Annotated in this window: 28 protein-coding genes and 7 pseudogenes; 15 read left to right on the top strand and 20 right to left on the bottom strand. The window is 60.7% G+C overall.

Translation table 11 applies throughout. The annotated features are described in order from the left end of the window. Positions 1-15: 15 nt before the first annotated feature. The 5 genes and pseudogenes from tnpA to WOC76_RS23245 form a co-directional block, all read left to right on the top strand. Positions 16-399, top strand: coding sequence for an IS66-like element accessory protein TnpA (gene tnpA, locus WOC76_RS23265; RefSeq protein WP_341101852.1), 384 nt, complete (start codon positions 16-18; stop codon positions 397-399). Next, positions 396-743 (top strand): IS66 family insertion sequence element accessory protein TnpB, encoded by a 348-nt coding sequence (gene tnpB, locus WOC76_RS23260; protein ID WP_341101850.1) that lies wholly within the window; start codon positions 396-398, stop codon positions 741-743. Before tnpA ends, tnpB begins: the two co-directional genes overlap by 4 nt. Before the next feature lie 84 nt (positions 744-827). After that, positions 828-2,477 (top strand): IS66 family transposase, encoded by a 1,650-nt coding sequence (gene tnpC / locus WOC76_RS23255; RefSeq protein WP_341101848.1) that lies wholly within the window; start codon positions 828-830, stop codon positions 2,475-2,477. 2 nt (positions 2,478-2,479) lie between these two features. Next, positions 2,480-2,713, top strand: a complete 234-nt coding sequence (locus WOC76_RS23250; RefSeq protein ID WP_341101846.1) for a hypothetical protein — start codon at positions 2,480-2,482, stop codon at positions 2,711-2,713. Positions 2,714-2,757: 44 nt separating this feature from the next. Then, positions 2,758-3,306 (top strand): annotated as a pseudogene (locus tag WOC76_RS23245) (integrase core domain-containing protein); the annotation flags it as partial. Positions 3,307-3,850: 544 nt separating this feature from the next. On the opposite strand, the gene WOC76_RS23240 reads toward WOC76_RS23245, so the two are convergent. Both WOC76_RS23240 and WOC76_RS23235 read right to left on the bottom strand, forming a co-directional pair. Further along, entirely contained in the window at positions 3,851-4,645 is a 795-nt protein-coding gene (locus WOC76_RS23240; RefSeq protein WP_341390306.1) for a putative toxin, read from the bottom strand. A gap of 597 nt (positions 4,646-5,242) precedes the next feature. Beyond that, positions 5,243-6,544 carry a hypothetical protein gene (locus tag WOC76_RS23235; RefSeq protein WP_341103218.1) on the bottom strand — a complete coding sequence of 434 codons (1,302 nt, stop codon included), beginning with the start codon at positions 6,542-6,544 and terminating at the stop codon, positions 5,243-5,245. A 462-nt stretch (positions 6,545-7,006) separates the two neighbouring features. Between WOC76_RS23235 and WOC76_RS23230 the strand changes: the two are divergent. Next, positions 7,007-7,225 (top strand): annotated as a pseudogene (locus tag WOC76_RS23230) (TCP-1/cpn60 chaperonin family protein); the annotation flags it as partial. A gap of 106 nt (positions 7,226-7,331) precedes the next feature. Here the strand turns inward: WOC76_RS23230 and WOC76_RS23225 are convergent. From WOC76_RS23225 to WOC76_RS23215, 3 genes and pseudogenes are all read right to left on the bottom strand, one after another. Further along, complete coding sequence (locus WOC76_RS23225; RefSeq protein WP_341103216.1) at positions 7,332-7,430, bottom strand: hypothetical protein; 99 nt, start codon at positions 7,428-7,430, stop codon at positions 7,332-7,334. Positions 7,431-7,504: 74 nt separating this feature from the next. After that, on the bottom strand, positions 7,505-7,696 hold the full coding sequence (locus tag WOC76_RS23220) for a hypothetical protein (protein ID WP_341103213.1): 192 nt from the start codon (positions 7,694-7,696) through the stop codon (positions 7,505-7,507). Between the two features lie 213 nt (positions 7,697-7,909). Next, positions 7,910-8,473, bottom strand: a pseudogene (locus WOC76_RS23215) (IS6 family transposase); the annotation flags it as partial. Here WOC76_RS23215 and WOC76_RS23210 point away from each other — a divergent pair. Next, positions 8,472-9,092, top strand: a complete 621-nt coding sequence (locus tag WOC76_RS23210) for an aldo/keto reductase family protein (RefSeq protein WP_341103210.1) — start codon at positions 8,472-8,474, stop codon at positions 9,090-9,092. The pseudogene WOC76_RS23215 and the gene WOC76_RS23210 sit on opposite strands and share 2 nt — an antisense overlap. A gap of 302 nt (positions 9,093-9,394) precedes the next feature. Here WOC76_RS23210 and WOC76_RS23205 read toward each other — a convergent pair whose 3' ends face one another. The 5 genes and pseudogenes from WOC76_RS23205 to WOC76_RS23185 form a co-directional block, all read right to left on the bottom strand. Continuing rightward, positions 9,395-10,357 (bottom strand): PDR/VanB family oxidoreductase, encoded by a 963-nt coding sequence (locus WOC76_RS23205; protein ID WP_341103207.1) that lies wholly within the window; start codon positions 10,355-10,357, stop codon positions 9,395-9,397. 97 nt (positions 10,358-10,454) lie between these two features. Then, positions 10,455-11,065 (bottom strand): annotated as a pseudogene (locus WOC76_RS23200) (O-linked N-acetylglucosamine transferase family protein). A 110-nt stretch (positions 11,066-11,175) separates the two neighbouring features. After that, positions 11,176-11,421, bottom strand: a pseudogene (locus tag WOC76_RS23195) (O-linked N-acetylglucosamine transferase family protein); the annotation flags it as partial. Then, complete coding sequence (locus tag WOC76_RS23190) at positions 11,316-11,780, bottom strand: hypothetical protein (protein WP_341431614.1); 465 nt, start codon at positions 11,778-11,780, stop codon at positions 11,316-11,318. The gene WOC76_RS23190 and the pseudogene WOC76_RS23195, both read right to left, overlap by 106 nt. A gap of 101 nt (positions 11,781-11,881) precedes the next feature. Continuing rightward, positions 11,882-12,403 carry a hypothetical protein gene (locus WOC76_RS23185; protein ID WP_341390241.1) on the bottom strand — a complete coding sequence of 174 codons (522 nt, stop codon included), beginning with the start codon at positions 12,401-12,403 and terminating at the stop codon, positions 11,882-11,884. Here WOC76_RS23185 and WOC76_RS23180 point away from each other — a divergent pair. The 3 genes and pseudogenes from WOC76_RS23180 to WOC76_RS23170 all read left to right on the top strand — a co-directional run bounded on the left by WOC76_RS23180 (position 12,356) and on the right by WOC76_RS23170 (position 16,327). Beyond that, positions 12,356-14,017, top strand: coding sequence for a SagB/ThcOx family dehydrogenase (locus WOC76_RS23180; RefSeq protein WP_341103201.1), 1,662 nt, complete (start codon positions 12,356-12,358; stop codon positions 14,015-14,017). The genes WOC76_RS23185 and WOC76_RS23180 overlap by 48 nt on opposite strands. Further along, positions 14,014-15,709 (top strand): annotated as a pseudogene (locus WOC76_RS23175) (AAA family ATPase). The gene WOC76_RS23180 and the pseudogene WOC76_RS23175 overlap by 4 nt, the downstream one beginning before the upstream one ends. 16 nt (positions 15,710-15,725) lie before the next feature. Continuing rightward, positions 15,726-16,327: pseudogene (locus tag WOC76_RS23170) on the top strand (DUF938 domain-containing protein). A gap of 7 nt (positions 16,328-16,334) precedes the next feature. On the opposite strand, the gene WOC76_RS23165 reads toward WOC76_RS23170, so the two are convergent. Then, positions 16,335-16,562: a hypothetical protein gene (locus tag WOC76_RS23165; RefSeq protein ID WP_341431613.1), complete on the bottom strand. Its 228-nt coding sequence runs from the start codon at positions 16,560-16,562 to the stop codon at positions 16,335-16,337. 232 nt (positions 16,563-16,794) lie between these two features. Continuing rightward, positions 16,795-17,013, bottom strand: coding sequence for a type II toxin-antitoxin system HicB family antitoxin (locus WOC76_RS23160; RefSeq protein ID WP_341103192.1), 219 nt, complete (start codon positions 17,011-17,013; stop codon positions 16,795-16,797). Between the two features lie 320 nt (positions 17,014-17,333). On the opposite strand from WOC76_RS23160, the gene WOC76_RS23155 reads away from it, so the two are divergent. From WOC76_RS23155 to WOC76_RS23135, 5 genes are all read left to right on the top strand, one after another. Beyond that, the gene (locus WOC76_RS23155; RefSeq protein WP_341103189.1) at positions 17,334-17,666 is read left to right on the top strand and encodes a Rieske 2Fe-2S domain-containing protein; all 333 of its coding nucleotides are present in this window, start codon (positions 17,334-17,336) and stop codon (positions 17,664-17,666) included. Positions 17,667-17,744: 78 nt separating this feature from the next. After that, a complete protein-coding gene (locus tag WOC76_RS23150; protein ID WP_341103187.1) occupies positions 17,745-18,059 on the top strand; it encodes a hypothetical protein in 315 nt (104 codons plus the stop codon). Positions 18,060-18,140: 81 nt separating this feature from the next. Further along, positions 18,141-19,010 carry a xanthine dehydrogenase gene (locus WOC76_RS23145; RefSeq protein ID WP_341103185.1) on the top strand — a complete coding sequence of 290 codons (870 nt, stop codon included), beginning with the start codon at positions 18,141-18,143 and terminating at the stop codon, positions 19,008-19,010. Positions 19,011-19,033: 23 nt separating this feature from the next. Continuing rightward, positions 19,034-19,447 (top strand): group II truncated hemoglobin, encoded by a 414-nt coding sequence (locus tag WOC76_RS23140; RefSeq protein WP_341103599.1) that lies wholly within the window; start codon positions 19,034-19,036, stop codon positions 19,445-19,447. Positions 19,448-19,466: 19 nt separating this feature from the next. Then, entirely contained in the window at positions 19,467-20,003 is a 537-nt protein-coding gene (locus tag WOC76_RS23135; RefSeq protein WP_341103183.1) for a hypothetical protein, read from the top strand. Between the two features lie 10 nt (positions 20,004-20,013). Here the strand turns inward: WOC76_RS23135 and WOC76_RS23130 are convergent, their stop codons facing one another. Genes WOC76_RS23130 through nifV form a run of 8 tightly spaced genes read right to left on the bottom strand, consistent with a single transcriptional unit; the run spans position 20,014 to position 26,641 of the window. Continuing rightward, positions 20,014-20,631: a glutathione S-transferase family protein gene (locus tag WOC76_RS23130; protein WP_341103181.1), complete on the bottom strand. Its 618-nt coding sequence runs from the start codon at positions 20,629-20,631 to the stop codon at positions 20,014-20,016. Positions 20,632-20,668: 37 nt separating this feature from the next. Beyond that, the gene (locus WOC76_RS23125) at positions 20,669-20,965 is read right to left on the bottom strand and encodes a ferredoxin family protein (protein ID WP_341103178.1); all 297 of its coding nucleotides are present in this window, start codon (positions 20,963-20,965) and stop codon (positions 20,669-20,671) included. 35 nt (positions 20,966-21,000) lie between these two features. Continuing rightward, complete coding sequence (locus WOC76_RS23120) at positions 21,001-22,308, bottom strand: FAD-dependent oxidoreductase (protein WP_341103175.1); 1,308 nt, start codon at positions 22,306-22,308, stop codon at positions 21,001-21,003. 11 nt (positions 22,309-22,319) lie between these two features. Next, on the bottom strand, positions 22,320-23,423 hold the full coding sequence (locus WOC76_RS23115; RefSeq protein WP_341390248.1) for an electron transfer flavoprotein subunit alpha/FixB family protein: 1,104 nt from the start codon (positions 23,421-23,423) through the stop codon (positions 22,320-22,322). A gap of 22 nt (positions 23,424-23,445) precedes the next feature. Next, positions 23,446-24,288, bottom strand: a complete 843-nt coding sequence (locus tag WOC76_RS23110; protein WP_341103171.1) for an electron transfer flavoprotein subunit beta/FixA family protein — start codon at positions 24,286-24,288, stop codon at positions 23,446-23,448. A gap of 28 nt (positions 24,289-24,316) precedes the next feature. After that, the gene (nifW, locus tag WOC76_RS23105) at positions 24,317-24,658 is read right to left on the bottom strand and encodes a nitrogenase stabilizing/protective protein NifW (RefSeq protein ID WP_341103169.1); all 342 of its coding nucleotides are present in this window, start codon (positions 24,656-24,658) and stop codon (positions 24,317-24,319) included. Continuing rightward, positions 24,655-25,443, bottom strand: coding sequence for a serine O-acetyltransferase (cysE, locus tag WOC76_RS23100; protein WP_341103168.1), 789 nt, complete (start codon positions 25,441-25,443; stop codon positions 24,655-24,657). Before cysE ends, nifW begins: the two co-directional genes overlap by 4 nt. A gap of 7 nt (positions 25,444-25,450) precedes the next feature. Continuing rightward, positions 25,451-26,641, bottom strand: coding sequence for a homocitrate synthase (nifV, locus tag WOC76_RS23095; RefSeq protein ID WP_341390251.1), 1,191 nt, complete (start codon positions 26,639-26,641; stop codon positions 25,451-25,453). Positions 26,642-26,700 lie beyond the last annotated feature (59 nt).

The following is a 26,700-nucleotide window of genomic DNA, read 5'->3' as shown; positions in this document are numbered from 1 at the left end:
CGGACACTATCAGCGATGTCGACAGACCATCATGACGAGGATTCCGTATCACCAGAGCGCCGCCGCCGCCGATCTTGGACCCTGGAGGAGAAGCGCGGCATTGTCGGCGAATGCCTCGAGGGCGGCGCCTCGATCGCCGAGGTCGCGCGACGCCACGACCTCAACGCCAACCAGCTCTTCTCTTGGCGTCGGCAGTTTGGCGTTGAGGCGGCGGCGCCGAAGGAGCTCGCGCCGATCCTGCCCGTAACAATCTCGCGGGATGCGACGGCGGACTATTCCGATCGAGGGTCGAACGGCCAGATGGAGATTGTTCTCGCCGGGGGCGATCGGATCCTCGTGTGGGCGGACGTGGAGCCGGCGGCGCTGTCACGGGTGCTGGAGGCATTGTCGCGGCGATGATTCCGGTTCCGAGCGGCGTGAGGGTCTGGATTGCGACCGGCCATACCGACATGCGCCGCGGCATGCAGGGGCTGGCGCTGCAGGTGCAGGAGCAATTGAAGCGCGACCCGCACGCGGGCGATCTCTACATCTTCCGTGGCCGCCGTGGCGATCTCGCCAAAATTCTCTGGCATGACGGCGTCGGCCTGTCGCTTTACGCCAAGCGTCTGGATCGCGGGAAGTTCATCTGGCCGTCGGCGACGGCAGGGGCGGTTTCGATCTCGGCGGGGCAGATGGCCTATATGCTGGAAGGGATCGATTGGAGAAACCCGCAACTGACCTGGCGGCCGGAACGCGCCGGATAGAGCGCTCCCGACCGAGTAAAAAAAGCGTGGTCGCGTGCATTTTAGGGCGCTTCAAATCACGCGATTTATGATTCACTCCCTCTCATGGATGCCGCTGACGCCGAGCTTGCCCGCGAGAACGCCGCCCTGAAAGCGGCGCTGGCCGTCGCTCAGACAAAGGCCCTGGAAGTTGCGGCGGAATTGGCGGTCGCCCGCGCGAAAGCGTCGGAAGACATGGCGCTGATCGCGCAACAGAAGCTTAGGATCGCGAAACTGGAGCGCCAGATCTTCGGGCAGCGGTCTGAGCGGTCCGTGAGATTGATCGATCAACTGGCGCTCACCTTCGAGGAGTTGGAAGCTGCGGCGACGGAAGACGAGCTTGCGGCCGAAAAGGCTGTCGTCAGGACGACTGTCGCAGGATTTACGCGCAAGCGTCCGGAGCGCACTACATTCCCCGACCACCTTCCTCGCGAGCGCGTCGTGATTGAGGCGCCGACGGCATGCGAATGCTGCGGGAGCGCGCGTCTGCGCAAGCTCGGCGAGGATGTGACGCGCACATTGGAAACGACGCCCCGTCAGTGGAAGGTGATCGAGACGGTGCGGGAGAAGTTCACCTGCCGGGATTGCGAGAAGATCAGTCAGGCGCCGGCCCCATTCCACGTGATTGCGCGAGGATGGGCGGGGGCGAGCCTGCTGGCGATGATCGTGTTCGAGAAGTTTGGCCAACACCAGCCTTTGAACCGCCAGGCCGAGCGCTATGCCCTGGAAGGCGTGCCGATCGCGCTGTCGACGATGGCCGACGCGGTGGGCTCGGTCTGCACGGCCCTCGATCCTCTGCTCCGCCGTGTGGAAGCTCATGTCATGGCGGCCGAACGCCTGCATGGCGACGACACGACCGTGCCGGTTTTGGCCAAAGGCAAGACTGATACCGGGCGGTGCTGGATTTATGCTCGAGACGACAAACCGTTCGGCGGCGCCGGGCCGCCGGCGGCGATGTTCTACTATTCGCGCGATCGCCGGGGCGAACATCCACAGGCGCATCTGGCGGGATATTCCGGCATCCTGCAAGCCGACGCCTATGACGGCTACAACAGGCTCTATCTGGCGGATCGCAAGCCGGGTCCGGTCAAGGAGGCGGCGTGCTGGGTTCACGCACGGCGCCCGTTCTTCGCCATGGCGGATCTGGATGAGAACGCGCGCCGCAAAGCGGCGGGTAAAAAGGAAATCCCTTTGTCGCCGATCGCGATCGAGGTGGTGCGCCGCATCGACGTCCTTTTCGAGATCGAGCGGTCCATTAACGGTAAGAGCGCCGAAGAACGCCTGGCGGTTCGCCACACGCTGAGCCGACCGCTGGTCGATGATCTGCAGGACTATTTGCGCACGCAGGCAGCGAGGCTCTCGCGCGGGCATGATCTGGTCAAGGCGATCAATTACATGCTCAAACGTTGGGCGGCGTTCACGCTGTTCCTTGAAGATGGACGCGTGTGCATGTCCAACAATGCCGCGGAACGAGGGCTAAGGGGCATCGCGCTCGGAAGAAAATCATGGCTGTTCTGCGGGTCGGACCGCGGAGGGCAGCGGGCCGCGGCCATGTATAGTCTCGTTGTCACCGCACGGATGAATGGCGTCGATCCGCAGGCTTGGCTCGCCGACGTCCTCTCGCGCATCGCCCTCCATCCCGCACACCGCCTCGATGAACTGCTGCCCTGGAATTGGGTGGCAAAAGGTCCGGCAGCCTTCGCTCGTGTCGCCTGATAATGCACGTCAACAAGGTCTCTCACATCACGACGATCAGCCAGGTCGCCAAAGAACTTGGTGAGAACGAGGATTGGCTGTTCGACGTCGCTGCCGAGATGGAGCCCGAAGATGGTCTCATATGGGTCCACGGGATCACGTACGACGGCGTGATGGCGTTCACCGACTTCGGAATCGATAACCTGATCGAGCTGATCAAAATGTATAAGGCCGATCCGACACTCCTCAAGCGTTAAAACGCCCCGACGCCGACACCTGCGGCCTATGCCGGATGGCTACGCTCTACATGTTCATGGCGATCGACCGAACGTCGAAATTTGCCTTCGTCGAGCTGCACGATAAGGCGACGACGCGTATTGCCGCCGATTTTCTGTTCGCGCTGATCAAGGCCGTTCCCTACAAAATCCACACAGTGCTGACCGACAATGGTACACACTTCACCGATCCCGGCGGCGAGACCTGGACCCCTGTCGAAATCAAGCAAATGCTGGCGGAGGGTAAGTCCTTCCGGGCGCATGCGTTCGAGCATGCCTGCGCCCGCGCCGATATCGACCACCGGCTGACCAAGCCCAAACATCCTTGGACCAACGGGCATGTTGAGCGCATGAACCGCACAATCAAGGACGCCACGGTCAAGCGCTACTTCTATGAAAGCCACGCCGAGTTACGAACGCATCTCGCCGACTTCGTCACCGCATACAATTCTGCACGCCGGTTGAAGACGCTCAAAGGCCTCACGCCCTACGAGTTCATCTGCAAGCTCTGGACGAAAGAGCCTGAGAGATTCATACTCGACCCACTCCACCAGATGCCGGGACTAAACATCTAGACCGGCGAGTGCTAATGGGCGGCTACTCATAGCCTTGCCGTGCGGTGGCACAAAATGGGATGATTTAATATAGCATTTATAATGACATATGAATCTTAAGCGACAACAGTCCCACTTTTAGTCCCACACTCAGCGGCTGTCTTGACCAATCTGCTTGCGTGACACTTGGCCACTTCGACGGCACACGCAATCCTGATAAACTCTCCTAGTTGATTAAGGAGTTAACGCCATGCTTAAGATAGCCCTTCCCACGCTGGCCGCCGGGTTGTTGGTTTGCGGGACAGTAAGCGCGCAATACTACAACTACGGCACAGGCTCGAATTCCAGTGACCACTATGTGGATGGCCACTACAACCGCAACGGGACCTATACGCAGCCGCATTATCAAACCAATCCGGAACGGCAACACGCACGACAATTATGGGGCCGCAGGCAACTACAATCCCCACACGGGAGGCTATCGTCGGAGCTATTGACGGCTCAGCGTAAAGCTCCCGCGCGCAAAGCCATAGCCTAACGCAAAGGCTGTGGCTTTTTCGGGAAATTACTCGCTGAGGAACGGGACCCAAGATCGGCTAGAAGAGTCCCAAACCTTGACCGTCTTGTCCGCTGGATTGGCCTTGAAAATAAAGCCACCACTTTCCCTAACCGCGTCTGCCAGCGGCTGCGAGACTGTACGGGTGCGCGGGCTAGCAATGACACTGAATGAAGTGCCTGTTACCTTTGCGATATCCCGCTGCAGCCGCAACTGGCGAGTTAGCGAGATATTGAGAACGTCTTTAATATCACCAATCGGTGCATTTCCGCCATTAGCGATATCCGGAATGGTCGGGTAAAAGGCCCCCGACTCAAGCTCTGGTCCAACCATCGTGTTATTATTTCGTTCAAGTCCAAAAGCTTCCGTGACCGCCCTTTGAAAGGCATTTCCGCGCCTTGAGTTTTCAGAGAGGATAGAGTCGGCTGTTCGCACATTTGGGAGCGACGATTCAACTTGCGCTGGAAGGGTACTTTCGATCTCCGCTCCCACACCGGAGAGAGCACCTGTCTCGGCTCCGAACGACATGAAGATCGGAGAGAGCAGAGTGTCCAACACAGCTGGGTTTTTGGAAAAAGCGGACCACCAAGTGGACACTCGTGCGGAGATGAATTCCAGCGCAGGGCTTGCCTCGATGGCAACCCCCGCCGCACCCATTGTCGGAAAAACGTATGCTGCGTCTCGATATTCCACATTTATAATACTGTGGCTCAGGAAATCATCAACAACGATTTGCCCGGCCCGCGGGATGTTTACCACGGCCGCTAGGGCATTAATCCAAGGCAGCAAAATCTTGTTCAACACGACGTTCAAGGGTCGGTTGCCGGTGTCGACGCTGGTTATGGGCTGCCAAAACAGTCTGGGATCGGGTTCGAAACGCCACTCGGTTTGCGTCGTCCAGTCTGGGACAGCACCAGGCATCGGTCCCGGAGGCTTGGAAGCCAGCCGACTATTGTCCAGCTTACTATCGTTTAGCGACGGTGATGCGCCGGACGGAAATCTATTAGGTGGGAGACTGCGTGGTGCTGCACCGTCAGGGCTTTGTACTCTTACTATTGGGAAAGGTGGGGGGGGTGGAGGGGGCGGTGGAGGGCGGTGTGGTCCAACCTCAACAATTTCATTATACGGAATGCTTTCTCCGTCCACTATAATCGTGCCGGGACCCCCGACGCTAGTGACGACGAGGCCGCCGCCTCCTCCGCCGCCTTCCCATTTTGTGCCATTATTGGGGTCTTGATTACGCATGGGGGTATTCTGTTTAGGGTTGTCTGCCCGGTGCCCAGAGTTCAGCTCACGAATTCAGGGACTGGCGAAGCAGGAGAACTCTCGGAACTGAAGATTTCACAAGGCTCAAGTCCCTGCGCATTCCTTGCATCCTTTAAAAGTTCAACTCTGACCAACTCAGAGAATGTTCACCTCAACATTGTCGTAGTCGAAATTGTAGCCAAGTGGAAAGATCTGCTTGCCGGCGGCGTCGCGGTTCGGTTGCTTGGCGACAACTTCCCACAGGTCAGCCTCGCTCTGGCCCCGGACTGACACGATGGGGGCTTCGACGACCACCGCAGGGGGGCCCGGAGTGTCGAATAAAGTTGTCTTGACTTGCAGGATGGAACCAATCGAAATCGGTCCTCGGCAAACCACTCTCGCGACGATGAGGACCACGGCATTGTTTTCCACGCGAAACACTGGCTCGCCCGCCGTTATTGGATCGCCAGGGTTCTTGAAAACGCCAGTCACAATGCCGTCAATGGGCGACATCAAGATCGTATTGAGATATGCGACCTGCAACTGGTTGACATCGGCATCTATGGAATTCAATTCATTTTGGTATACGTCCTCTATGCGGTCTAGGAAGTGGGTTTCCTTCACGAAGGACAGAACCTCTTCGCCGAGGCCGATCTGGACCCGGGCATCTCGCGCAACATTTTCATGGTTAGGCGACCTGTATTCGAGCCCTCTTGATTCGGACGTTTGATTTTCCTTGCCGGAATAATCATTCGTTGCTGTGTTAAGCACCGTTGCATCGGGCCCCTTCGTCACAGAAGTTCCCTTATTGGGGCCTGACGTCCCACTAGTCACCGTTAATGTCTTCTTTAGCACTGTGTTCACACCAAAATCCTGAAGATATGCAGCCTCAAGCAAGTCCCTCAAGCTGGTAGAAAGCTCGGACAGGCGGTTTATATTCTCGCCCCTTTGAGGCATGACTTGTCTCATAGCGTCTGCGATTTTCGGAGTACCTCCATATTTCGTGATAAAGGCGTTCGCTCGCGCGTTGACTGCCTTGCTCAAGGCAGCCTTGGAGGTTTCCGCGCGCATCGCTGCCAGCGCCTTTCCCCCGAAACCCGACAAATCAAGAACGGAGCCGGGATCGCCTAACGGAGGAGGCTCCTCAAACGGGTTTGGGGGCGATCCCGAGTTCGGCGCGGGTTTGGTCGCGTCATCGATGCCATCCGAATCGTACTTCAGGCGACTGGGGTCACCCGTCGTGGCGGGATGAACCGTCCGAATAAGAGTGGCGTGAGGGCCAGGGACAGTGGTCACGCCACGAAGAGCCATATAGAATCGGTCGAAATTGAAAGCACCTACTACTGAGCCCAGCTCGACGAAGGACTCTCCAAGAATGCCACCGACCTCGAAGCAAAGATTTGCTACTTGGAACGGCCTTACCGACAGGGAAATGGGTTTCGCGGGTACCGGTTGCATATGTTCGTCTCTTGTTCGATCATTGCAGCAAGGTCTACATGCCGCTCCACCATCACTTGATCAGGCAACATACGGTGGAGTCCTGCTCGCAGGAGGCAAAAACGCCAGCTATCCCATGAAGGGGGATCGAGACGCATTCTCCGGGCAGAAGAGTTCCTATGATTTCTTCGGCTCCCGAGGCCTTCCGTGTTCCGAAGGTTATCTTTTCGCCGAATAGGTCGTTGTGAACGTGCAACACGAGCGGCTTTTCGAATATGATGTCTTTCGTGATGCCCGCGGAGCCCCAAAGATGCATCGTCCCGCGAACTTTAACCTCGTAACTGGGCTGAGCCCAATCGTTGTAACCGCTGCTTGAATTGCCCATACGGGTTGCTCTCATTCAAGGTTTGTTACAGCAAGAACATGACAAATGAATTTGAGGCGGTTGGCTGTGCCACAGTTACATAACCTAATGCAGAACCTATAAACTGTCTATTCTGTTTTGATAATGCCACTGCCAAAGACGTCCGTTTCTCCAACGACGCCCGCGATCGTATCTTGCGTGGCGTCGAAATTCTAAATAACGCAGTGAAGGTAACGCTGGGTCCTAAGGGAGGCAACGTGGTGATCGAGAAGAGCTTCGGCGCGCCCCGCATCACCAAAGACGGCGTCACCGTCGCCAAGGAGATCGATCTCTCCGACAATAACGGCGCCGGTAGAGGCGACGATCCGACCCTAATCTAGGCTACAAGAAACCTCGCGAGCGTGACGGCGCAGGGCCGCAATGGCTCTCCTCATGGCGATTGCCTCACAGGTATATCGCCCGTGCTTGTAGGCCCCGTTTGCCTTGCCCTTGGGTGCGCCCGGGGTTGGTTCCCCCGTGCATCCTACAGCGACCTTTCGCCATCCCCGGCGCTTCGCATGGCTGCCCCAACCGCGTCTTCGCCCCGCAGCGCTTGCTCAGGTGCACGGATGGTCGCCTTACAACCACCCGCGCGATGGCTCTCGGCGCTGCCCGTAGTAAAACAGCTTTTTGGCCTCATGCCTCCCATAGAGGCTCCCTGCGATCGCACCAAGCATCCCGTGCCGCCCCGCGTAATGCCCGAGGATCCCACCGGCTATCGCGCCCTTGATGCATCCCTTTGCGAGGGCGTCCCCGCTCGGCAGCGACATGGAAAGAGCCAGCAGAGTTCACATCTTTAGTCTTGCGATCCAGCAATATGATCTGCAACGACTTTAGCTTTATGTCTGTCGGCCCCACAATTGAAAGCTTGAAAATGCAGGAGGTAGTTCGAGAATCTCGGCGCCCAGCTCGTCCGCGAAGTCGACTCCAAGCAGCATGACGCTGCCGGCGACGGCACCACCACCGCGACCGTGATTGCGGCGCCCGCGCCACGATCTGAACCCCTGCATCGCTCGCTCTCGCTTTCGTAGCGGGACATGGGAGTTCTCCGCGCGGTTGTTCAAACCCTTGTGGGATCGATGCTCGACGTTCGGCAGAGTCTTCCGTTGCGCAACGGCATACGAGCCGAGCTTGTCGGTGACCATGCGGCGCGGGCGGCAGCCTTGCTTATGGAGGAGGCGCTTTAGCAAGCGCTGGGCAGCCTTGGCGTTGCGGCGGACCTGGACGATTTCGTCGAGGACGTAGCCATCTTGGTCGACAGCCCGTTAGAGTTAGCGCCTCTCGCCGTTGATCGAGACGATGATCTCGTCGAGATGCCAGACGTCGCGCCTGCCGGGCTTCTTGCGCTTAAGGCGATGGGCATAATCCAGCCCGAATTTCATGGCCCAGCGGCGGATGGTTTCATAGGAGAGAACAATCCCGCGCTCGAGCAGCATTTCCTCGACAAGGCGCAGTCTGAGCGGGAACCGGAAATAGAGCCAGACGGCGTGGGCGATGATTTGCGGCGGGAAGCGATGGCGCGTGTAGCTCACGGGCGGCGGGGTCATGCCGCCTGAATGGCCGACCAAAGCCTACCCGCCGGTTAATGTGACGTCACCGGCCAGCTTGAGCCGGCAGGTTCTACAGTCCTTTCAAGCGTCTCTCCGCAATCTTCGCACCGACTATCTGGACGGCCTCGTTCTCCACTCCCCCTACCCCGACGACAGGGATACGCTGGAGGCGTGGCGGGCCATGGAAAGCCTTTATGACCAAGGCAGCGTCCGCCAATTGGGCGTCAGCAATTGTCACGAACTTCCACGACTTGAAGCCCTGTGCCGGAACGCCCGGATCAAGCCCGCGACGATCCAGAACCTTTTCTATGCAAAAACCCATTACGACACGGATATCCGGGCCTTCTGCCGAGAGCATGGTATTGTTTATCAGAGCTTCTGGACTCTGACCGCCAATCCCGAAATCCTTGCCGCGTCCGATCTGATTGAACTTGCCACTAAATACGGGCGAAGCCCGGCCCAGCTCTTTTTTCGCTATCTGACGCAGCTCGACATGGTGTGTCTTACCGGCACCTCGTCAAAGGACCATATGGAGCAGGACCTGTCCATCTTCGAGTTTCGCTTGAGCTCAGCGGGATGCGAGACCCTGGCCGCCCTGCTGCTGCAATCACCGTAAATGGGTGTCCAGACGGCCTTGCTTACTGAACAGAGATTTCGGCTATCAGGGATGGGGTTTGCCGATCTTTGGTCCGGGCTGCCGGCTTCTCATCCGGCGGCGCAGATCGTCGAGAAGGGGCTCTGGCTGCGGGCGAAGCTAGGGACACGCGCAGCCTGATTTTGAAAGCCATCTTCTCCGATTGCGCGAAACAATGTTCCGATCTCGAAAACTTCGCCAGCGCCGAGGCCCATCGCTTGCTCCCGCCGATGCTTGACGAAAATCGCAGAGCCGGCGGGGGCGACGACGGCTGCGAGCAGCGCTTACAAATCAAGCACCAGCATATCGCTTTTGGCGCGCGACACGCAGGCCAGGAAATAACCTTCCGCCTTCTCCTGATCGGAGAGGCGCTTGTCGCGATGGTCGGCTTCGCCTTTAATTACCTTGATCTTGCATGTTCCGCACATGCCTTGTTCGCAGGAAGTGGGAACCTTTACACCCTGTTCCTCTAGGAAAGCCGTGACGGTCTTGTCGCCGGGGACTTTGTAAACGGCGCCCGTGCTGGCGATCTTGACTTCGAAGACCTTGTCGAGCGCCGCCGGCGGCACTTTCGTCGTGAAGCATTCGACATGGATGCGTTCCTTGGCCCAGCCCTTCTGCTCGGCAATGTTGATGATCGGATCCTGCCACCAATCTACGCCACAGATGAAGAGCTGCGTCTCCTCCGGCTGATCCGCCAAAATCGCCGCTGGGTTGAGTAATTTGTTCAACTCGCTGGACTCGTAGTAATATTCCACGTTCTCCGCGAAACTGGATGCGGCGATCACTTCGCGGAACGAGCCCGGCGACATCATCGCATACACATAGTGCAACGTGAAAGGAATGTCTTGACGTTTGAGGTGATCGGCGATGCTCAGGATGGGCGTCACGCCGATGCCTCGCGCCATCAAGATCGCGCGCTTCGTTCCCCGCGGCACGCGAAAGCGATTTCTCGGCAAGCCGACATGCAACGTATCCCCCACTTCAACTTGCGCATGTAGCGCCTTGGAGCCCCCGCGGCTGTTGGCGTCGTTCCACACGCCGATGACGTAGCGATGGTGTTCTGTCGCGCTGTTGCACAAAGAATATTGCCGGACCAGACCGCCGGGAACAGTCACGTCGACATGCGCGCCGGCCGAGAAGGCGGGCAGTTCCGCGCCGGCCGGATCGACTAATTCGAACGAGACCATATTGTGGGCCTCGTTGGTTTTCTTGGCGACAATGACCTCGTGAAGGGTGTCGTTCATCGTCTTGTCCGATCGAGAATCCAGAAAGCGCCCGACGTCCAGCAAAAAGCATACCAAGAGCAATTCTTACGCGCGGCGTTGGCTCATACGCTGGCGGTCATGACGCATAGATCGCGGCATTTGGCAGGCCGGCGCGATAGCGACGCCACATTGCATGAAACAGCCCTTCGAGCGCGAGCGTATAGGAGTGCACGTCGAAGAGCGGTACGCTGGCGCGATTTGCCGCAAGCTTGTCGCGTAACGCCGCCAAGCGCGCGGGCTGCATTGCGAGCGCCAAGGCGAGACCGAAATAATTCTCCTCATCTTCGACAATCAGCTCTGGCAGGCCGACCGCATGCAAGAGGCTGCCAGCTATGTGCGACGAAAAGGTCGCGCCCGGCCGCGTCACTACGTGCCGACCCCACAGCGCGTCGCTGGCGTTCGTGTGCGCGCCATAGGGCGAGGTGTCGAGCACGAGATCGGCAAGTTGCAGCCGCGCGAGATGTTCCGCTTGCGCCATGTCCGGCGCGAAGACAAGCCGCGCGCCATCGACGCCGCGATTGCGCGCTTCGTTACGCAAATTGCCCTCGGCTTCGGGCGAGGCCAACAGCCACACACGCTGTCCGGCGCCACGTTGAGCAGTCGGCACCAGACGTCGAAAACCGCTGGCGTGAATTTGAAAGCCTGATTGAAACAGCAGAAGACGAAGCCACGCGCCGGCAGCCCCACCTCGGCGCACGTCGGCACACCCTGATCAGCCCGTGGCGACCACGCGGTTGGTAGGAGTGCGGCAGAACGGCATGCGATTCCGCGTAATCGACGGCGCTGGCGCACGGCGTGACGAAAGAGTCTGTGACGATGTAATCGCACAGGCCGTCGCCGAGCGTTCTTGGATAGCCGAGATAGTTCACTTGCAGCGGCGCCGGACGCAAGGCGAGGATCGAGGTGCGCGTCGCCTGCGTGAAGCCTTTCAGATCGATCAGAATTTGGATGCCGTCGGCGTGAATCTTCTTCGCCGCCTCGATGTCCGAAAGCGGGCTGATGTCGCTGAAGCGATCGAAGGCTCTCCGCAGCCGTGGCCGCATCTCCTTGCCATCGTCTTTGCCGTAGGAATAGGCGTAAGTTCGAAAAGCGAGCGGTCCTGAGCTTCCAGCATCTCGACGAGCAGCAGCGCCGTCGCGTGATCGTGAAAATCGTTGGAAAGATAGCCGAGGCAGATTTTCGTGAACGGCGCATCTGAGAAACGGAAGTTTAGGCGCTCACGATCGGGCGTCGCCGCTGCGATGCATTTGCGCATCCAATTTTCTGAACAGGAGCGTTGCTCAGCCGCCGTCACACCCGGCTCCGACAAGAGCTGGAAAGGGGGCATCTGCTCGCCGTCGGGATCCGCCAACCTCGCGCGCGCGAAAGCCAAGCGTGCCCCGAAATTCTCCCAGTCGCACATGCGGCAGGTTCGAATGAAGGATCGCATCGCGCCTTTACGACGAAACCTGCCTCGCGCTCATAGCCCGGCCCGGGGGATGCCGGCGCGCCGCGCGCTCCAAGTCAAGCAATCGCCGAGCCAATATGAATATTAGCTGCGCCGAAAGCAGCCAATTCGCGCGCCAGCTCCGCCGTTTCGCTCCAATCCAGCGCCACATCGGCGTAACCATCGAGCGTGATAACGACGCCGCCAGTTTCGACAGTGGCCGTGAACTCGCGATCGCTGGCGATCGGACTCATATAAACTTGTCGCTCTGCGCTGCGCGCCGTAGCGACCGCGGCGAGGGCGCAGGCGACTATCTCGACTTCTTGCGCCGTGAAGCGCCGCGGCGGCTGGCCGGCGACCGACAATGTCAACAATCGGCCAAATGCCTGATGTTGCATCGCCGCCAGAGTGAAGTTTTCCGACATTTGTTGCGCATTTTCTCGACACGGACCCGCGCCTTCCCACGCAAAAGCGTTGATCCGATTGGTTTTCGCATCTCGCGTCGCCGCGGGCGCCCTTTTTGAATCTAAGGAGGCCAGCGAGGAAACCCGATGACCGAAGCTGAAATCAAAATCCGTGCCCAGTCGAGCGGCGGACATCCAACCGACCGCGACTCTTGGCCTAGCGACATTCGCGGCTACCATAAGCGCACTAAACATGCGCCGACGCGCTATGCGCTGGGGCCAGCCTTTCTCGATTTGACATCGCAGCCCTCGCCCTTCCGGCGCTTCGCCGGCGCGCCCTTGATTGACCTGCCGTTGCGTGATCGTGAAGCGACGGCGCCTTTTCCCGGTCCAGCCCCACAATCTGCGCCGTTGGAGCGCGCGGCGCTGGGCCTTTTCCTCGAACTCGGCTTTGGCCTCAGCGCCTGGAAGAGCTTCGAGGGCTCGACTTGGGCGTTGCGCAACAACCCCTCCTCCGGCAATCTGCACCCGACCGAAATTTACCTCGTGACCAACGCCGCCGAGGGCCTTGGAGACACGGCGGCGCTCTATCATTACGCCCCAGAACACCATGCGCTGGAACGCCGCGCTAGGTTCGAAGCCGCCGTCGCTTTGCCCCAGGGCGGATTTCTGCTGGGATTGAGTTCAGTGCCCTGGCGCGAGAGCTGGAAATATGGCGAGCGGGCGTTTCGCTATTGTCAACTCGACGTTGGCCATGCAATCGCCGCGGCCGCGCAGGCCGCCGCGGCGCTCGGCTGGCGCGCGCATCTGCTGTGCGAGCCCTCGGACGCGGAGGCCGCGGCCTTGCTGGGCTTGGATCGGCCCGACGCAGCGCATCGCCGGGAGGAGGAACACCCCGATGCGCTGCTTTGGATCACGGTGGGCGCCGACGCGCCGACCCGCGTCGACATCGGCGCGGTGGCGCAGGCGCCACGCCAATGGAGCGGCGCCGCCAACCGCCTGAGTGAAGATCACGACGGTTGGCCTCTCGTCGATCTGGCGGCGCTGCTTTGCCGCAAGACCCGTACGCGGACTTTGGAGCCTTTGTCACACGCTGCGCCGAAACCCGCGTTCCCCTTCCCGTTGCCAGACATCGGCCGCACGGTGAGACGGCGACGCAGCGCGCAACGCATGGACGGCGTCGCGACGCTCTCGCACGAGGCCTTTTGCGCCATGCTGACGGCCACGCTGCCCGGCGCCGAACCCTGGCTCGCCCCTTTCCCCTGGCCGCCGCGCCTCAACCTCCTGCTCTTCGTGCATCGGGTCGACGGGCTGGAGTCGGGTCTCTATCTGCTGCAGCGTGACGCCGAAACCACGGCGCGGTTGCGCGAGAGATCGGCGCTGGCGCTGCTTTGGACGCCGATCGAGATTGGCCCTCTCAAGCTCTTCCGCCTGCGGCGCGGCTCCGTCGAGCGCGACGCGACGATAAACGCCTGCCGCCAGGCGATCGCCGGCAAGGGCTGTTTTGCCGTGGCGATGATCGCTGATTTCGACCGCACGCTCAAAGAGGACGGCGGTTTCGGCTATCGCCGACTGCATTGGGAGGCCGGCGCAATCGGCCAGGCGCTCTATCTCTGGGCGAGCGCCATTGGCCTCGCCGGCACGGGGATCGGCTGTTTCTTCGACGATGAGATCCACGTGATGCTGGGCCTGCCGCCAGACGAATACGCCTTTCAGGACCTCTACCACTTCACTGTCGGCGCTGCGCTCGAAGACCAGCGCATGCTGACGCTTCCCGCTTATCCCGAAGCGATGCGCGAGCGAGCATGAACATTCAAATCGAAAAGCCGCATGTCGAAGCGCTGATCGCGCGCTTTCCCGCCCATTCGGGGCTTTCTTCACAACTGCGCTTCGGCGACAGAGTCGAACTCGATCTCGCGCATCTCTCCAGCGCCGAGTTCGACTTCCTCGAGGAGCTGTATCAGCAATCCGGGCCTGAATTGCGCGCGCGCCGCGCAACTCTCGACGCTGCGCGCGGCGCTGGAAGCGGAGGGCAAGCGCTTCGAGGCTGGCGATCTTGAAGAGGTGCTGCCTGCATTGATCAAATATCTGGCGACCGACGCGCTGCGCGGCTGGCTGTTCACGGCGAGCGTCGCCGCCAAGGCGCTGCCCTATGTGGTGACGCGTTTCGACTATGCGCCGACCTCTAACGACGAAGCCGGCAAGATCCTGGTGGAAATGAAGGCCAATGCCAAGGGCACGCTGCAAACCAATCTCATGCGCATCATGGGGCCCGACGTCGCTGGGAGGACGATCAGCGAAATTCTCGCGGCCAAGGGATTTTTACGGGAGACGCCGGCCTTGATTGAGGCCTTCGACGCGGCGAGCGAAACCTATTTCGATTGGCGCGGCCGCTATGGCGAACAATTTTCCGGCAAGGGCACGGGCTTTCACGCCGAAGACCCGAACGCCACGCATCGGGACACGGATTGGACCCGCAAAGACGTCATCGTACTCTCGACGAGCGGCGGAGAGGCGCGTCTCGTCAACGACGAGGCGGTGCTCTCTGCGCGCAGCCTGACCCTGGAAGCGCCCGGCGACGTGTTTGGGCATTTTCTACGCAAGGCTGGCAAGAGCAACCCTTTTTCGGGCGAGGACGAGATCGCCGAAATCCGCGCGCAAATCCGGCCGGGGCTCTTCACGCAGATTCCCGTGCACCCTTATATTCTGATGTTCCATCTCGATCTGCATCACCATGTCTGGGTGCATGTCGACGAGATGCGGCTCTATCGCTATCAGCCGGAACTGAAGAGCAAACTCGTCTTGCCAGAAGAGCAGACGGATTTCATCGACATTCTGACCGCCGAGATGGACGTGCTGATGGACGATATCGTGCAGGGCAAATCAGGCGGCACGACGGTGCTTTGCGCCGGTCCGCCCGGCGTCGGCAATACGCTGACGGCGGAAGTCTATTCGGAGATCATCCAGCGCCCCTTGTACCGTGTCCATTCTGGGCAATTGGGCCTCAACGTCTCGACGATGGAGACGGCGCTGAAGGAAAGTTTGACGCGCGCGCAACGCTGGGGCGCGGTCATGCTGATCGACGAGGCCGATGTCTACATCAAGCGGCGCGACGACAATATCGCGATGAACGCCGTCGTCGGCGTGTTTCTGCGCGTGCTCGAATATTTCAACGGGCTCTTGTTCCTGACGACGAATCGCGTCGACGACTTCGACGAAGCCATCGTCTCGCGCTGCATCGCCTTAATCAAATACAACCCGCCCGACGCGGAGGCGAAGCGCCGCATTTGGCGCGTGATGTCCGAACAATTCTGCCTCGCCGTCGACGATCGCCTGATCGACGAACTCGTCGAGATTTTCCCCGCCGCCACGGGGCGTGATATAAAGGGTTTGGCGAAGCTCACGGCGAAGTTCTGCCACCAGAAGAACGTGCCGCCGAGCCTCGCAGTGTTCCGGCGCTGCGCAATCTTCCGCGGCCTCGACACGGCGCATGCGGCGTAGCGGTTAGGACGAGAGAATGGAAGACGCGCGACTGAAGGCGCCCTCCGTCGCGCGCAATCACAAGCCGATCCTGACGGTCTTGCGTCAGCTGTTGCCGCCGCGCGGCGTCGTTTTGGAAATCGCCAGCGGCTCGGGCGAACACGCGGCGTTCTTTGCGGAAAGTTTGCCGCATCTCGTCTTTTACCCCTCAATCCCGATGCTGCGGCGCGCCGCAGCATCGCGGCCTGGAGCCAATCGCTTGGCCTGGGTAATTTCCGGGCGCCGCTGACGCTCGATGCGCGCGAAGTCGATTGGCCCATAGACGCAGCCGACGCGATCCTATGCATCAATATGATCCACATTTCGCCCTGGTCGGCGACGGAAGGCCTGCTAAAGGGCGCAGCGAGACTCCTTCAAAGCAACGCGCCCCTCTATCTTTACGGCCCCTATCGGCGTGCGGGTGTCGAGACTGCGCCGAGCAATGTTGATTTCGACCAATGGCTGAAGACAAAGGATCCGGCTTTCGGCCTGCGCGATTTGGAAGCCGTGGCTGCCTGCGCTTTGCATTACGGCTTCAGGCGCCCCGCTGTCGTCGAAATGCCAGCGAACAATCTTAGCGTGATCTTCCGCCGCGCATAGGACCGTTTCAGCCGCCCACCCCCCCGGACAGGCGATCACGCCAGCGCTCGCGAAAGGCGTTTGCCAAATCTTCACTGGCAAAGACGACCTCTATCGACCATTCGGTGGTGCGCGTATTGTCGGGCCACGCCCGTTCCGCGCTGCGCCAGATAAAGTCCGGCCAGTCGGGGTTGCGTTGCGGCTTGCCGCCGTCGCGCGACGACGGCCGGCCGACGCGGTCGATCAGCCACTCCATGATTTCGGGCAGAAAGGCCGCGCCAAAAAAGACAGCCCATGCCGACTCAAGCGATCGGGGGCGCGAAAGATGCGCTGATTGATCCAGGCGAAGGCCGGCGGATCAGGATCGTTGTGAAAACACCGCAGCGCCAGCAGCCGGAACCCCATGGGGATGGAATGCGCCGGCACGGCATTGACGCAGCCTGCAGCTTCCCGCAGCGCCGCTGTGGCGGGCTCATGATTGTGCATCCTCACGGGCTCGCCCTCCACGCCTCGGGCGGCGGTCGATCGACGGCCTTCAGCGCGTCGAGCACGGCGGCCAACGCGCGGCGCCCGTCCTCTACTGCCTCCGCTTCCGTGTCGCCGACCCCGAGGCAGCCGGGAATCTCGGGGTAAGACAGGACGAAATAGCCGCCCTCCTCCGCCGACGCACGGCCCAACTCGGTTCGATAGGCGGGCCCGTCGCTCATTTGTCCAACTCGTCCATGAGGTCCACCGTTGCGACGAAGGCCTTAATGTGAACGCCTCTCACCTTCGCCTTCAAGGGGATCGTTACGCAATTTGACACGCAAGGATGCGTGAACACGACATGTGTTCCCGTGACCTTGCGGAACTTGATCGCATATTGCGAGGCGGTGATTTCGAAATCGGCGGGCGTCCAAGCGCCGGCGGGATCGTTGCGAAATCGCCTCCAAGCGTTTGTTGTGCACGGCGTCGTCTCCCGTCGGTGACGGCTCGAATCTTGCTCGCCGTCGATGCAAATTCGCAGCCAGCCTTATGGAGCGCTCTCATGTTCGTTCGCGTCTGCAAACAAGACACGCTCACGGAGGGCGGCATGCGTCTCGTCATCGCCGACACGCAACTCGTCGTACTCGCTTGGCTGGAAAACGGCGTCGTAAAGGCGTTTCAGGGGGTGTGTCCGCACACCAACATTCCCTTGGCGGACGCCGATTTCAACGGGGCGATGCTCACCTGCCCACTGCATTTGTGGTCCTGGGACATGAACAGCGGCCAGCCTACTCATCCCCATGCGACGCCGCTCGCCGAATATCCGACGCGGATCGAAGACGGCGTCATCTATGTTGACGCCGAGGGCGTAGCGCCGATCTTCGCAGAACCCTGAGCAGCGCTGGCCTGTATATTGCTAAACGAGCCGCGAGAGGCGCGGCGGCAGCGATCGCGCAAGAGAAGGCGAGCGAGCATGGCGGTGGATCTGAAGACCGATTGGACGGACACTGATCTCGCAAGGCTCCTGGCTTCCGTCGAAGACGACCGCGACTGGCGTCTCGAGGTCAGCGCCGCAGGGATCGCCGATCTTTGCGACAAAACGGCCAATCCCACCGGCTCGGATTACGACGATGCGCTGCATTGTTTCTTCGAAACCTGGATGCAGGGAACGGATTTCGTTGGCGTCTCGGCGGCCGCCGACAAGACGCTCATCGGAAAGATCGCGAAAGCCCTGCGCGAAAATTTTCCAAAATTGAAGACGGGGAAATTCGTTTATGTGGATCTGTAGCACCTTTCGGCGCCCGCTTGGCGATCCGCGCCGCTCTAGCGGCTGGCATGCTTCTTGCGTTCGCCAGTCCAGGGAGGGGCGATGACATACGTGCGATTCCGCGAGTTTCTGTCCAATCGAAGCGCGCCCTTCGTGATCATTTTGGGCGCCAATGAGATTGCTTCTGCGGTCGCTGCGCGTCTGACGCAGGAGGGCTGCCGCGTCGTGCTCAGTCACGACCCTTACCCGCCGGTCATTCGGCGCGGGATGGCGTTCCACGACGCTCTCTTCAATGATCACACCGAAGTCGACGGCGTTCAGGGCTACCGCGGCGAGACTACGCTGGAAATCGCGCGGATATTGACGATAACGGGCGTCGTCGCTGTGACCTCGCTGCAACTCACCGATCTCATGGCGCTCCGCACACCCGATATCTTGATCGACGCGCGGATGCAAAAACGCCGCATGACGCCCCATCTGCGCAACATCGCCACACTCTCGATCGGACTCGGCCCGCAGTTTGCCGCGGGCGTGAACTGTGACGTCGCTATTGAGACGCATCCCGATCATACCGGCGAGCTCGTGGAAAGCGGCGAAACTCGGCCCAACGACCATATTCCACGCTACCTCGGCGGCGTCGGTCGCGACCGCTTCGTTTATTCCGCCCGCGCCGGCGTTTGGCGCACGCCGCTCGACATTGGGGCGCGAATCTTCAAGGATTACCTGATCGGCCTCGTCGACGGCCACCGGGTCGTCGCGCCGATGGACGGCTTTCTGCGCGGGATTGCGCGCGACGGGGTCGTCGTGCCGCAAAACGTTAAACTCATCGAGGTTGATCCCCGCGGGCGCGCCTCCAGCTGGACGGGAACCGACGAACGTGGGCGCGCCATCGCCGACGCCGTCTATCGCGTGATCGCCAAGGCCCCCCTGATTTGCTGGGCGCTGCCGGACGCCGAGACTACCTATCATTGACGCGTAGAGCCCTGACGACGACCATGCTCGAGAATCCGACGTCTATATACGACCGCATCGGGGGCTTAAAAACGGTCGACCGTCTGGTTGAAACCTTTTACCGTAACATGGATGAATTACCGGAAGCGCGCGGCATCCGCGCCGCTCACGCGGACGACTTGGGGCCGACGCGAGTTATTTTGAAGGTCTATTTGGCCGAATGGCTCGGCGGCCCCAAGGACTATTCCGCCAAGAAAGGACATCCTCGCCTGCGCATGCGGCATGGGCATTTGCGCATCGGCCCCGCGGAGCGCGACGCCTGGATGCTGTGCATGAATGGCGCGCTCGACGCGACGATCGAAGACCCCGGCATTCGCGAAGGCCTGCGCGAAAATCTCGCCAAGCTGGCTGATTGGATGCGCAACGATCCCGACAATGCCCATGACAAGCGACACTGAAGGAGCAGGAATAGGAGAAATGCCGGAAAGAACGATCATTGGTCTCCTGGCGCTGAGCGCTTCCGTCGCCGCTTCCGCGCAAACGACAGCCCCCATGGCGGACCATATGACGATGCACATCTCAGCGCCCGACACGCGGAAAGCCCTAGACTGGCCGCCGCCCATGCGAGCGCATCTCCTCGCCAACATGCGCGGTCATCTGGAAGCGCTTTCGCAGATCATGGCGGCCTTGTCGGTAAGGGACGGCGCCAAGGCGGGACAAATCGCGCGCGAACGGCTGGGCCTAGAGTCGCCCGGCGCGGGCGCCTGCGTTCCGCAACACGGGAAGGTGATGAGTTCTCGCGACGATGCCACTGTGATGATGGCCATGCATCAGTCGGAGTCAATGCCCGAAGAGATGAAGGCGCTCGGCTATGCCATGCATGAGTCCGCCAGCACATTCGCCATTGATGCGGCGGCGGTGAAACCCGGCGGCGACGTCTCGGCGGCGCTGACCGCTTTGTCGCATGTCGTGGAAAACTGCGCCGCCTGTCACGCGGCCTATCGACTGAAGTGAGCGCGCCGAATCAGCTGCGATAGCCTTCTTCGGCGAGCACCTGCCGCACGGCCGGGCGCGTCTTCATGCGCTCGTAATGGGTCTGGCAATTGCGCGGCAGCGCCATGCCAGTCTTGTCAGCCCAAAACTCGACATAGAACAGCGCCGCGTCGGCGATCGAAAAGTCCCCGGCGACATAGTCCTTGCCCGCAAGCTCCGTATCGACCGCAATCAACGCGCAAGCGACGATCTCGCGTCCTTCCGCCTTGATCGCCTCGACGTCTGGCTGTCGCCCGGCGTAGCGCTCCGGCGTGAACACGCGCCGAAAACCTTCGCCGTGAATTTGCTGTACGCAAAAATGCATAATGGCCAACGCCGTGTCGCGGGCGTCTGCGCTCTCGGGCAGAAGCTTGCGGCGTGGATAGGTCTCCGCCAGCCATTCGGCGATCGAGAGAAAATCCGTCAGCGCGACGCCGTCGTCGCGCAACAGAGTCGGGATCGTCCCGTTTGGGTTGATCGCCAAATAGTCCGGCTTGAGGTGCTCGTCCTTGACCAGATTGACGATATAGGCTTCGAAGGCGAGCCCGATCTCTTCCAGCAGGATATGTATGCCCGTGGAGCAAGATCCGGGTGTCATGTAGAATTTCATTCTCGACTTACCTTGCCGTTTTTTCGGCGCAAACCGCTCAGCCGAATTTGAACAGCACGCCATAGCCGCCGCGCGGATAGTTCCATTCTATGTCACCGCTTGGCTCTGCGACGATTCGGCAGGTTCCGCATTCGATGCAACCGTCTGTCGCGATCTCCACCTGTCCGGCCGAGTTCATTTCATAGCAATGCGCCGGACAGAGCTTCAGCAGGCTAAGCAGCGCCGCCGAAGGCTTGGCGTGCGGACGCACCTTGATGTGGGCGCGGCCGGAGTCGACGAGATAACGATTGAGGTAAAGCTTGTCCTCGACCCGGACGGCTGCTTCTGCGCTCATTGCCCTTCTCCGTTGCTAGAGGGTTCCGCCATCACCTATCGCCAAGCGCGCGCCAACCGCACCGCGTCGCCGACCAATCCCATGGGCGAACGCGCGGTAAGGAAGGAGCGAAACGTGGCTTTCTCTTTTTCCCGCTTCGGCGTGCCGTCGACGCGCAGGAAATTCGTCATCGCCTTGGAAACGAGCTGGGGATAGGTCAGGAAGAAGTTCTGCGCCTGAATGTGCAGCAGGTCCGGCATGTCGCGATATTTCTTCAAATCCTTCATGACGAAGGATTCGTCGAGCATCTTCTTGTAAAGCGCCAGATTCTTCTTGGTCATCGGATCGCGGCGCGATTTGATCTGGAAGATCGCTTCCGCGGCGAGCCGCCCGGACGTCATCGCGAGATTCGAGCCTTCGCGATGCACGGCGTTGTTCAACTGCGCGGCGTCGCCGACGACAACCCAGCCGTCGCCATAGAGCTGCGGGATCGCCTTGAAGCCGCCTTCGGGAATGAGATGTGCGGCGTATTCCTTGACTTCCGAGCCGGCGATGAGCGCCGCCACCGACGGGTGCTGCTTGAACTTTTCCAAGAGGCCGTAGGGGGTTTGGCCGGTCTTTTCGAAATCCGCGACGAGACAACCGATGCCGAGTGAGATCGACTCCTTATTGGTGTAGATGAATCCCATCCCGGTCATGCCCTGCGAGATGGTGCCGACCGCCTCGATGACCGCGCCTTCGTCGCCGCGCAGATTGAAGCGCGCTTCCAAAGTCTCTTGCGGGAGGAAGTGCATTTCCTTCACCGCCAGTGCGACATTATTCTTGTCCGGCATCTTGCGCAGGCCAGCTCTTGTGCCAAGCAGCCCGCTGACGCCTTCCGCCAGCACGACGACGTCCGCGCCGATCTTTCCGCTATTACGATCCGTGCGCACGCCGATGACTTTGCCATAGGCGTCCTGCAACAGCTCAAGGACGGTGGTTTCACACAGCACGACCGCGCCGGCCTCTTGGACTTTCTTCGAGAACCATTTGTCGAATTGCGCGCGAATGATCGTGTAGCGATTAGGACGCTCCTCGTTGAACTCGTCTGAGCGATAGTGCAACCCCGTATGGGAATTGTCGTCCATCATCCAGAAACGCTGCTCGACCAGATGGCGCTCCAGCGGCGCGTCGTCGCGAAAGTCGGGAACGAGCTTTTCCAGCATGTCTGCATAGAGGATCGCGCCCTGCACGTTCTTGGAGCCGGAATATTCGCCGCGCTCCAACTGCAGGACCTTGAGGCCTCTCTGGGCGAGCGTCAAAGCGGCGGCGTTGCCGGCCATACCCGCGCCCACCACGATGGCGTCGAATCTTTCGTCGATCATTCGTCTCTCCTCTAGCTCGCTAGACGGTCGCGCTGATGCGGAGACAATCGTTTCGAGAATGCTTCCGTGAGGGTAGGCAAAAGCCGTACCGCGTCCGTGACGATGCCGACATGCGCGAAATCGAAGATTGGCGCATTCTTGTCGGTGTTGATCGCGACGATGTAATCCGCGCCCTCGACGCCGACGCGATGCTGGATCGCGCCGGAAATGCCCGCCGCGATATAAAGCTTAGGTCGGATGGTTTTGCCGGTCTGGCCGATCTGCCGGTCCGAGCTGACCCAGCCCTTTTGCACCAGCGGCCGCGAACAACCGAATTCGGCGCCGATCGTCGCCGCCAGTTGGCGGATGAGTTGGAAATTTTCCGGAGAACCGAGGCCGAGGCCGCCGGCGACGACCACGTCGGCGAAAGCGAGGTTGGATTTCGACGAATCGCGGTCCGGCAGAAAAGACAACACTTTCGTGACAATGTCGTCTTCCACCATGCCGAGTGGATGTTCGACGACGCGGCCGAGCGGCTTTTCGACTCGCTCCGGCATCGGCATCACGCGCGGGCGCACGGTCGCCATTTGCGGACGATAGTTCAGCGTGAAGATCGTGCAGAGTAGCGAGCCGCCAAAGGTTGGGCGCGTCGCGGCGAGTGAGCCCTCCGCATCGACGTCGAGTTCCGTACAATCGGCGGTGAGGCCAGTCAGCAGCGTCGTCGCCACCGATCCGGCGAGGTCGCGGCCGAGCGTCGTCGCGCCGAGCAGCAGGATTTCCGGCTGATACGCGTTGACGAGATCGGTCATCGCTTTTGTGTAGCTCTCATTGCGGTAATCCATGAGGATGTCGTCCGCGACGAGATAGGCGAGATCGGCGCCATAGTTGAAGCTTTCGCGCACGACCGCTTGTGTCGCCTCGTTGCGCGCCCCGACGACGACCGCGGCGAGATCGACCCCGAGCTTATTGGCCAGAATCCGTCCCGCCCCCATCAGCTCCCAAGAGACGGGATGGACTTGCCCGCGCTCCTGCTCGATGAAGATCCAAACGTGCTTATAGGCCTTCAGATGTTCGGGCAGCTCCTTCTTGGCCGCCGCGCGTCCCGCCGAAGCAGGAGCCTTTGCCGTGTCGTTCATCCCTTGCGCTCCTGTTTCGAGATCAATAGCCGCGGGTCAATTGCTCGAGCTCGGTTTCAAGTTTCGGCCGGCGCTTGAACAATTCCTCGACGAAGGCCTCTCCCGGCTTGTCGCCGAGTTCGATGAATTCGGCCCTTTCCGCACGCGGTTTCGGCGCGAAAACGCGCTTGACGATCGTCGGCGAGCCGCGCAGCCCGCATTTGGCGATATCCTCAACGCCGGCGTCCTGTGCGCTCCATTTGACGATCGTCGCCCGCGCGGCCTTTAACGCGTCGGTCAGCGAACCGATGCGCATCTCGTTGACGCCTTCGAGGATGGAGATCAGGCAGGGCATTTTACTGCGCAACTTCTGCACGCCGCCCTCGCTGCGACGCTCAACCTCGATTGCGCCGGCCTCGAGATCGACCTTGTCTATGTGCGAGACATAGGTGAGCTGCATCAGCCCGAGGCGCTTGGCGACGCCCGGCCCGACCTGCGCCGTGTCGCCGTCGATCGTCTGCTTGCCGGTGAAAACGATGTCGGGCGGACCGAATTCCTTGCCGATCTTGCGGATCGTCGTCGCCAGCGCATATGTGGTCGCCAGCGTGTCTGCGCCGGCGAAGAAGCGGTCCGTCAGCAGCACGGCGCGGTCGGCGCCGAAGCTCAGCGCCTTGCGTAGGCTATCCTCGGCGGAGGGCGGGCCCATGGTGAGGATGGTGACCTCGCCGCCGAATTGCTGGCGCAACCGCAGCGCCTCTTCGATCGCGAAGAGATCATAGGGATTGATGATCGTCGGAACGCCCTGGCGCATGATCGTGTTCGTCACCGGATGAACACGGATCTGCGCCGAATCGGGCACTTGCTTCATGCAGACGACGATATGCATTGGACTGTCCTTTTAGTTTCCCAAGCGTTCACTTCAGAACGTTGAGCTGCACCAGCGATGGCGGCGGCGGCGGCTTGACGGCGTCCTTGTGGACTTTGAACAGGCGCTCGTCGATCGGCGTCGACTTCAAGAAGTCCTGATAGGCGCGCTCCAAAAACTCCTTGCAGCGCTGGGCCACCGTGGCGTCGTCCAGCTCGCATAAATCCTCGCTGAAGAGATATTGCCCCATGCGTCTAAGAATATGCAGGCGCGCGACATTGACGACCTTCGGCTCATAGTCGACGCCGAGCAGCGCGAAGAAGTCTTCGGCGCAGGACGCCTTTTTCAATTGCTCCAGAATGGCGGGCTCGGACATTTCGGTCTCCTTCATAGGATCTGCGCCGACCCGGCCTTGAAGGCCGCGTCATCTCGCGTTCTGGCGTTTCTCTCGTGATCGCGCAGACGCTGCTGCAGATGAGAAACGCGCGTTTCCAGAAACTCGACGCGGTCAAGCAAAACCGCAAACGCCTCCCCGACGGGGTCCGGCATCAGATGGTGGTTAAGGTTGATGCGGCCGTCGAAAGCGCAGCGACCGAGGTCGCGATGCACGACTCTTGCCGGGATGCCGACCACGGTGGCGTCGCGCGTCACGCTTTCGATCACCACGGAGTTCGCGCCGATACGCGCATTGCGGCCAATCGAGATGGGGCCGAGTATTTTGGCGCCCGCGCCGACGACCACGCCGTCTTCGAGGGTCGGATGACGCTTACCAGGGGACCAAGATACGCCGCCCAACGTCACGCCGTGATAGAGCGTCACGTCGTCGCCGACGACCGCGGTCTCGCCGATGACGACGCCCGCGCCATGATCGATGAAAAAGCGCCGGCCGATCGTTGCGCCGGGATGAATATCCACATTGGTCAAGAAGCGGGCGAACCAGGAGACCAGTCGCGCGCCGAAACGACGACGGTTGACCCACAGCCAATTAGCGAGGCGATGCCAGATGACGGCGTGCAACCCGGGATAGGTGAGCAGCGTCTCAAAACGTCCGCGCGCTGCGGGATCGCGCGTCGCAACGCACGCCAGATCCTCTCGGATCAGTCGCCAACGCGTCGGCTCCCTCGCCACTGGGGCTTGCGCTGTTTCGTTCGTAATCGTGGCGACTCGTTCGAGCATTGACGCCTCACATGCCTCTCGCGTCGTTGCCGCTCGCACAGACGCTACGCCAGATTGAGGTCAAGGCCTCGCCGCTGACCGAGCCCTTGTGATCAAGCGCATGGGCGCGCACGCAGGAGACGATCTCGCCAAGTTCCTCGGCGCTCACCGGCAAATGCAATTGTCGCAGCATCGCTGTGACAGCCGCCGAACCGGAATGCTTGCCGATCACAATCCTATGCGCGCGGCCGAGCATGCTTGGGTCGAAGGCTTCATAGGTGCGTGGGTCTTTGAGCAGCCCATCGACATGAATGCCGGATTCATGGGTGAAGACGTGTTCGCCGACGATGGATTTGTTCAGGGGGATCGGCCGCCGCGCCGCCGCGGAGACGAGCGCCGCGACATTGGGCAGTTCCGTGAGGACGATCCCGGTTTCATATTGGTGCAACTGACGCGCCGCCACGGCGACTTCTTCGAGCGGCGCATTGCCGGCGCGCTCGCCAAGCCCAATCACGGTGACCGACGCATGCGTCGCGCCCGCCCGAATGCCCGCCAGAGTGTTGGCGGTGGCGAGACCCAAGTCGTCGTGACAGTGGATTTCGATTTCAAGGTCGCTCGTCGCGCGCAGTATAGAGATCAAATCGTATGTGCTGAAAGGGTCCAGCACGCTTAAGGTGTCAGCGATCCGAAATCGGCGGGCGCCGGCGGCTTGCGCGACCGCCATCGTCTCCATCAAGAATTCCGGCGCAGCGCGCGACGAATCCTCGCCGCCAACCGCGACGTCCAGGCCTCTGTCCCGTGCGTAAGCGACGACGCGCCGCGTCATCTCCAGCGCCTGGGCGCGGCCGCCACGCAATTTCGCGCCGATTTGCGTGTCGGAGACAGGCACCGACAGATTGACCATCGTGACGCCCGACGTCAGCGCTGCGTCGACGTCTTCGACGCGCATCCGGCACCAGGCGATCGCTCGTAGCGGCAATTCGGCGTCGACGATCGCCCGAATCATCGCGATTTCCACGTCGCCCATCGCCGGCGTTCCGGCTTCGAGCTCGGTGACGCCGGCGCGCGCCAAGGCCCGCGCGATTTGAAGCTTCTCTTCGCAGGTAAAAGCGACGCCTGGGGCCTGTTCGCCGTCCCGCAGCGTGGTGTCGTTCAACACGACATCGAGCGCTCCCTGTATCGGCGAAGCGACGCGACCAAACGAACGTTTTCGGGACATATATGTCGTCATCGACTCATACGAGCGTCCTAGACACCCGCTCCACTGCGACGAAGGAA

The organism is Methylocystis sp. IM3 (assembly GCF_038070105.1).
Classification (GTDB): Bacteria; Pseudomonadota; Alphaproteobacteria; order Rhizobiales; family Beijerinckiaceae; genus Methylocystis.
This window is presented reverse-complemented; position numbering and strand designations above follow the sequence as displayed.

What these genes read in the sequence shown, in the direction of transcription:
- tnpA (WP_341101852.1), top strand. Translation starts at nt 16, where the DNA reads ATGTCGACAGACCATCATGACGAGGATTCCGTATCACCAGAGCGCCGC.
- tnpB (WP_341101850.1), top strand. Translation starts at nt 396, where the DNA reads ATGATTCCGGTTCCGAGCGGCGTGAGGGTCTGGATTGCGACCGGCCAT.
- tnpC (WP_341101848.1), top strand. Translation starts at nt 828, where the DNA reads ATGGATGCCGCTGACGCCGAGCTTGCCCGCGAGAACGCCGCCCTGAAA.
- WOC76_RS23250 (WP_341101846.1), top strand. Translation starts at nt 2,480, where the DNA reads ATGCACGTCAACAAGGTCTCTCACATCACGACGATCAGCCAGGTCGCC.
- WOC76_RS23235 (WP_341103218.1), bottom strand. Translation starts at nt 6,544, where the DNA reads ATGCAACCGGTACCCGCGAAACCCATTTCCCTGTCGGTAAGGCCGTTC.
- WOC76_RS23225 (WP_341103216.1), bottom strand. Translation starts at nt 7,430, where the DNA reads ATGGCGAAAGGTCGCTGTAGGATGCACGGGGGAACCAACCCCGGGCGC.
- WOC76_RS23220 (WP_341103213.1), bottom strand. Translation starts at nt 7,696, where the DNA reads ATGTCGCTGCCGAGCGGGGACGCCCTCGCAAAGGGATGCATCAAGGGC.
- WOC76_RS23210 (WP_341103210.1), top strand. Translation starts at nt 8,472, where the DNA reads ATGCCGCCTGAATGGCCGACCAAAGCCTACCCGCCGGTTAATGTGACG.
- WOC76_RS23205 (WP_341103207.1), bottom strand. Translation starts at nt 10,357, where the DNA reads ATGAACGACACCCTTCACGAGGTCATTGTCGCCAAGAAAACCAACGAG.
- WOC76_RS23190 (WP_341431614.1), bottom strand. Translation starts at nt 11,780, where the DNA reads ATGTGCGACTGGGAGAATTTCGGGGCACGCTTGGCTTTCGCGCGCGCG.
- WOC76_RS23180 (WP_341103201.1), top strand. Translation starts at nt 12,356, where the DNA reads ATGACCGAAGCTGAAATCAAAATCCGTGCCCAGTCGAGCGGCGGACAT.
- WOC76_RS23185 (WP_341390241.1), bottom strand. Translation starts at nt 12,403, where the DNA reads ATGTCCGCCGCTCGACTGGGCACGGATTTTGATTTCAGCTTCGGTCAT.
- WOC76_RS23165 (WP_341431613.1), bottom strand. Translation starts at nt 16,562, where the DNA reads ATGGAGTGGCTGATCGACCGCGTCGGCCGGCCGTCGTCGCGCGACGGC.
- WOC76_RS23160 (WP_341103192.1), bottom strand. Translation starts at nt 17,013, where the DNA reads ATGAGCGACGGGCCCGCCTATCGAACCGAGTTGGGCCGTGCGTCGGCG.
- WOC76_RS23155 (WP_341103189.1), top strand. Translation starts at nt 17,334, where the DNA reads ATGTTCGTTCGCGTCTGCAAACAAGACACGCTCACGGAGGGCGGCATG.
- WOC76_RS23150 (WP_341103187.1), top strand. Translation starts at nt 17,745, where the DNA reads ATGGCGGTGGATCTGAAGACCGATTGGACGGACACTGATCTCGCAAGG.
- WOC76_RS23145 (WP_341103185.1), top strand. Translation starts at nt 18,141, where the DNA reads ATGACATACGTGCGATTCCGCGAGTTTCTGTCCAATCGAAGCGCGCCC.
- WOC76_RS23140 (WP_341103599.1), top strand. Translation starts at nt 19,034, where the DNA reads ATGCTCGAGAATCCGACGTCTATATACGACCGCATCGGGGGCTTAAAA.
- WOC76_RS23135 (WP_341103183.1), top strand. Translation starts at nt 19,467, where the DNA reads ATGCCGGAAAGAACGATCATTGGTCTCCTGGCGCTGAGCGCTTCCGTC.
- WOC76_RS23130 (WP_341103181.1), bottom strand. Translation starts at nt 20,631, where the DNA reads ATGAAATTCTACATGACACCCGGATCTTGCTCCACGGGCATACATATC.
- WOC76_RS23125 (WP_341103178.1), bottom strand. Translation starts at nt 20,965, where the DNA reads ATGAGCGCAGAAGCAGCCGTCCGGGTCGAGGACAAGCTTTACCTCAAT.
- WOC76_RS23120 (WP_341103175.1), bottom strand. Translation starts at nt 22,308, where the DNA reads ATGATCGACGAAAGATTCGACGCCATCGTGGTGGGCGCGGGTATGGCC.
- WOC76_RS23115 (WP_341390248.1), bottom strand. Translation starts at nt 23,423, where the DNA reads ATGAACGACACGGCAAAGGCTCCTGCTTCGGCGGGACGCGCGGCGGCC.
- WOC76_RS23110 (WP_341103171.1), bottom strand. Translation starts at nt 24,288, where the DNA reads ATGCATATCGTCGTCTGCATGAAGCAAGTGCCCGATTCGGCGCAGATC.
- nifW (WP_341103169.1), bottom strand. Translation starts at nt 24,658, where the DNA reads ATGAAGGAGACCGAAATGTCCGAGCCCGCCATTCTGGAGCAATTGAAA.
- cysE (WP_341103168.1), bottom strand. Translation starts at nt 25,443, where the DNA reads ATGCTCGAACGAGTCGCCACGATTACGAACGAAACAGCGCAAGCCCCA.
- nifV (WP_341390251.1), bottom strand. Translation starts at nt 26,641, where the DNA reads ATGTCCCGAAAACGTTCGTTTGGTCGCGTCGCTTCGCCGATACAGGGA.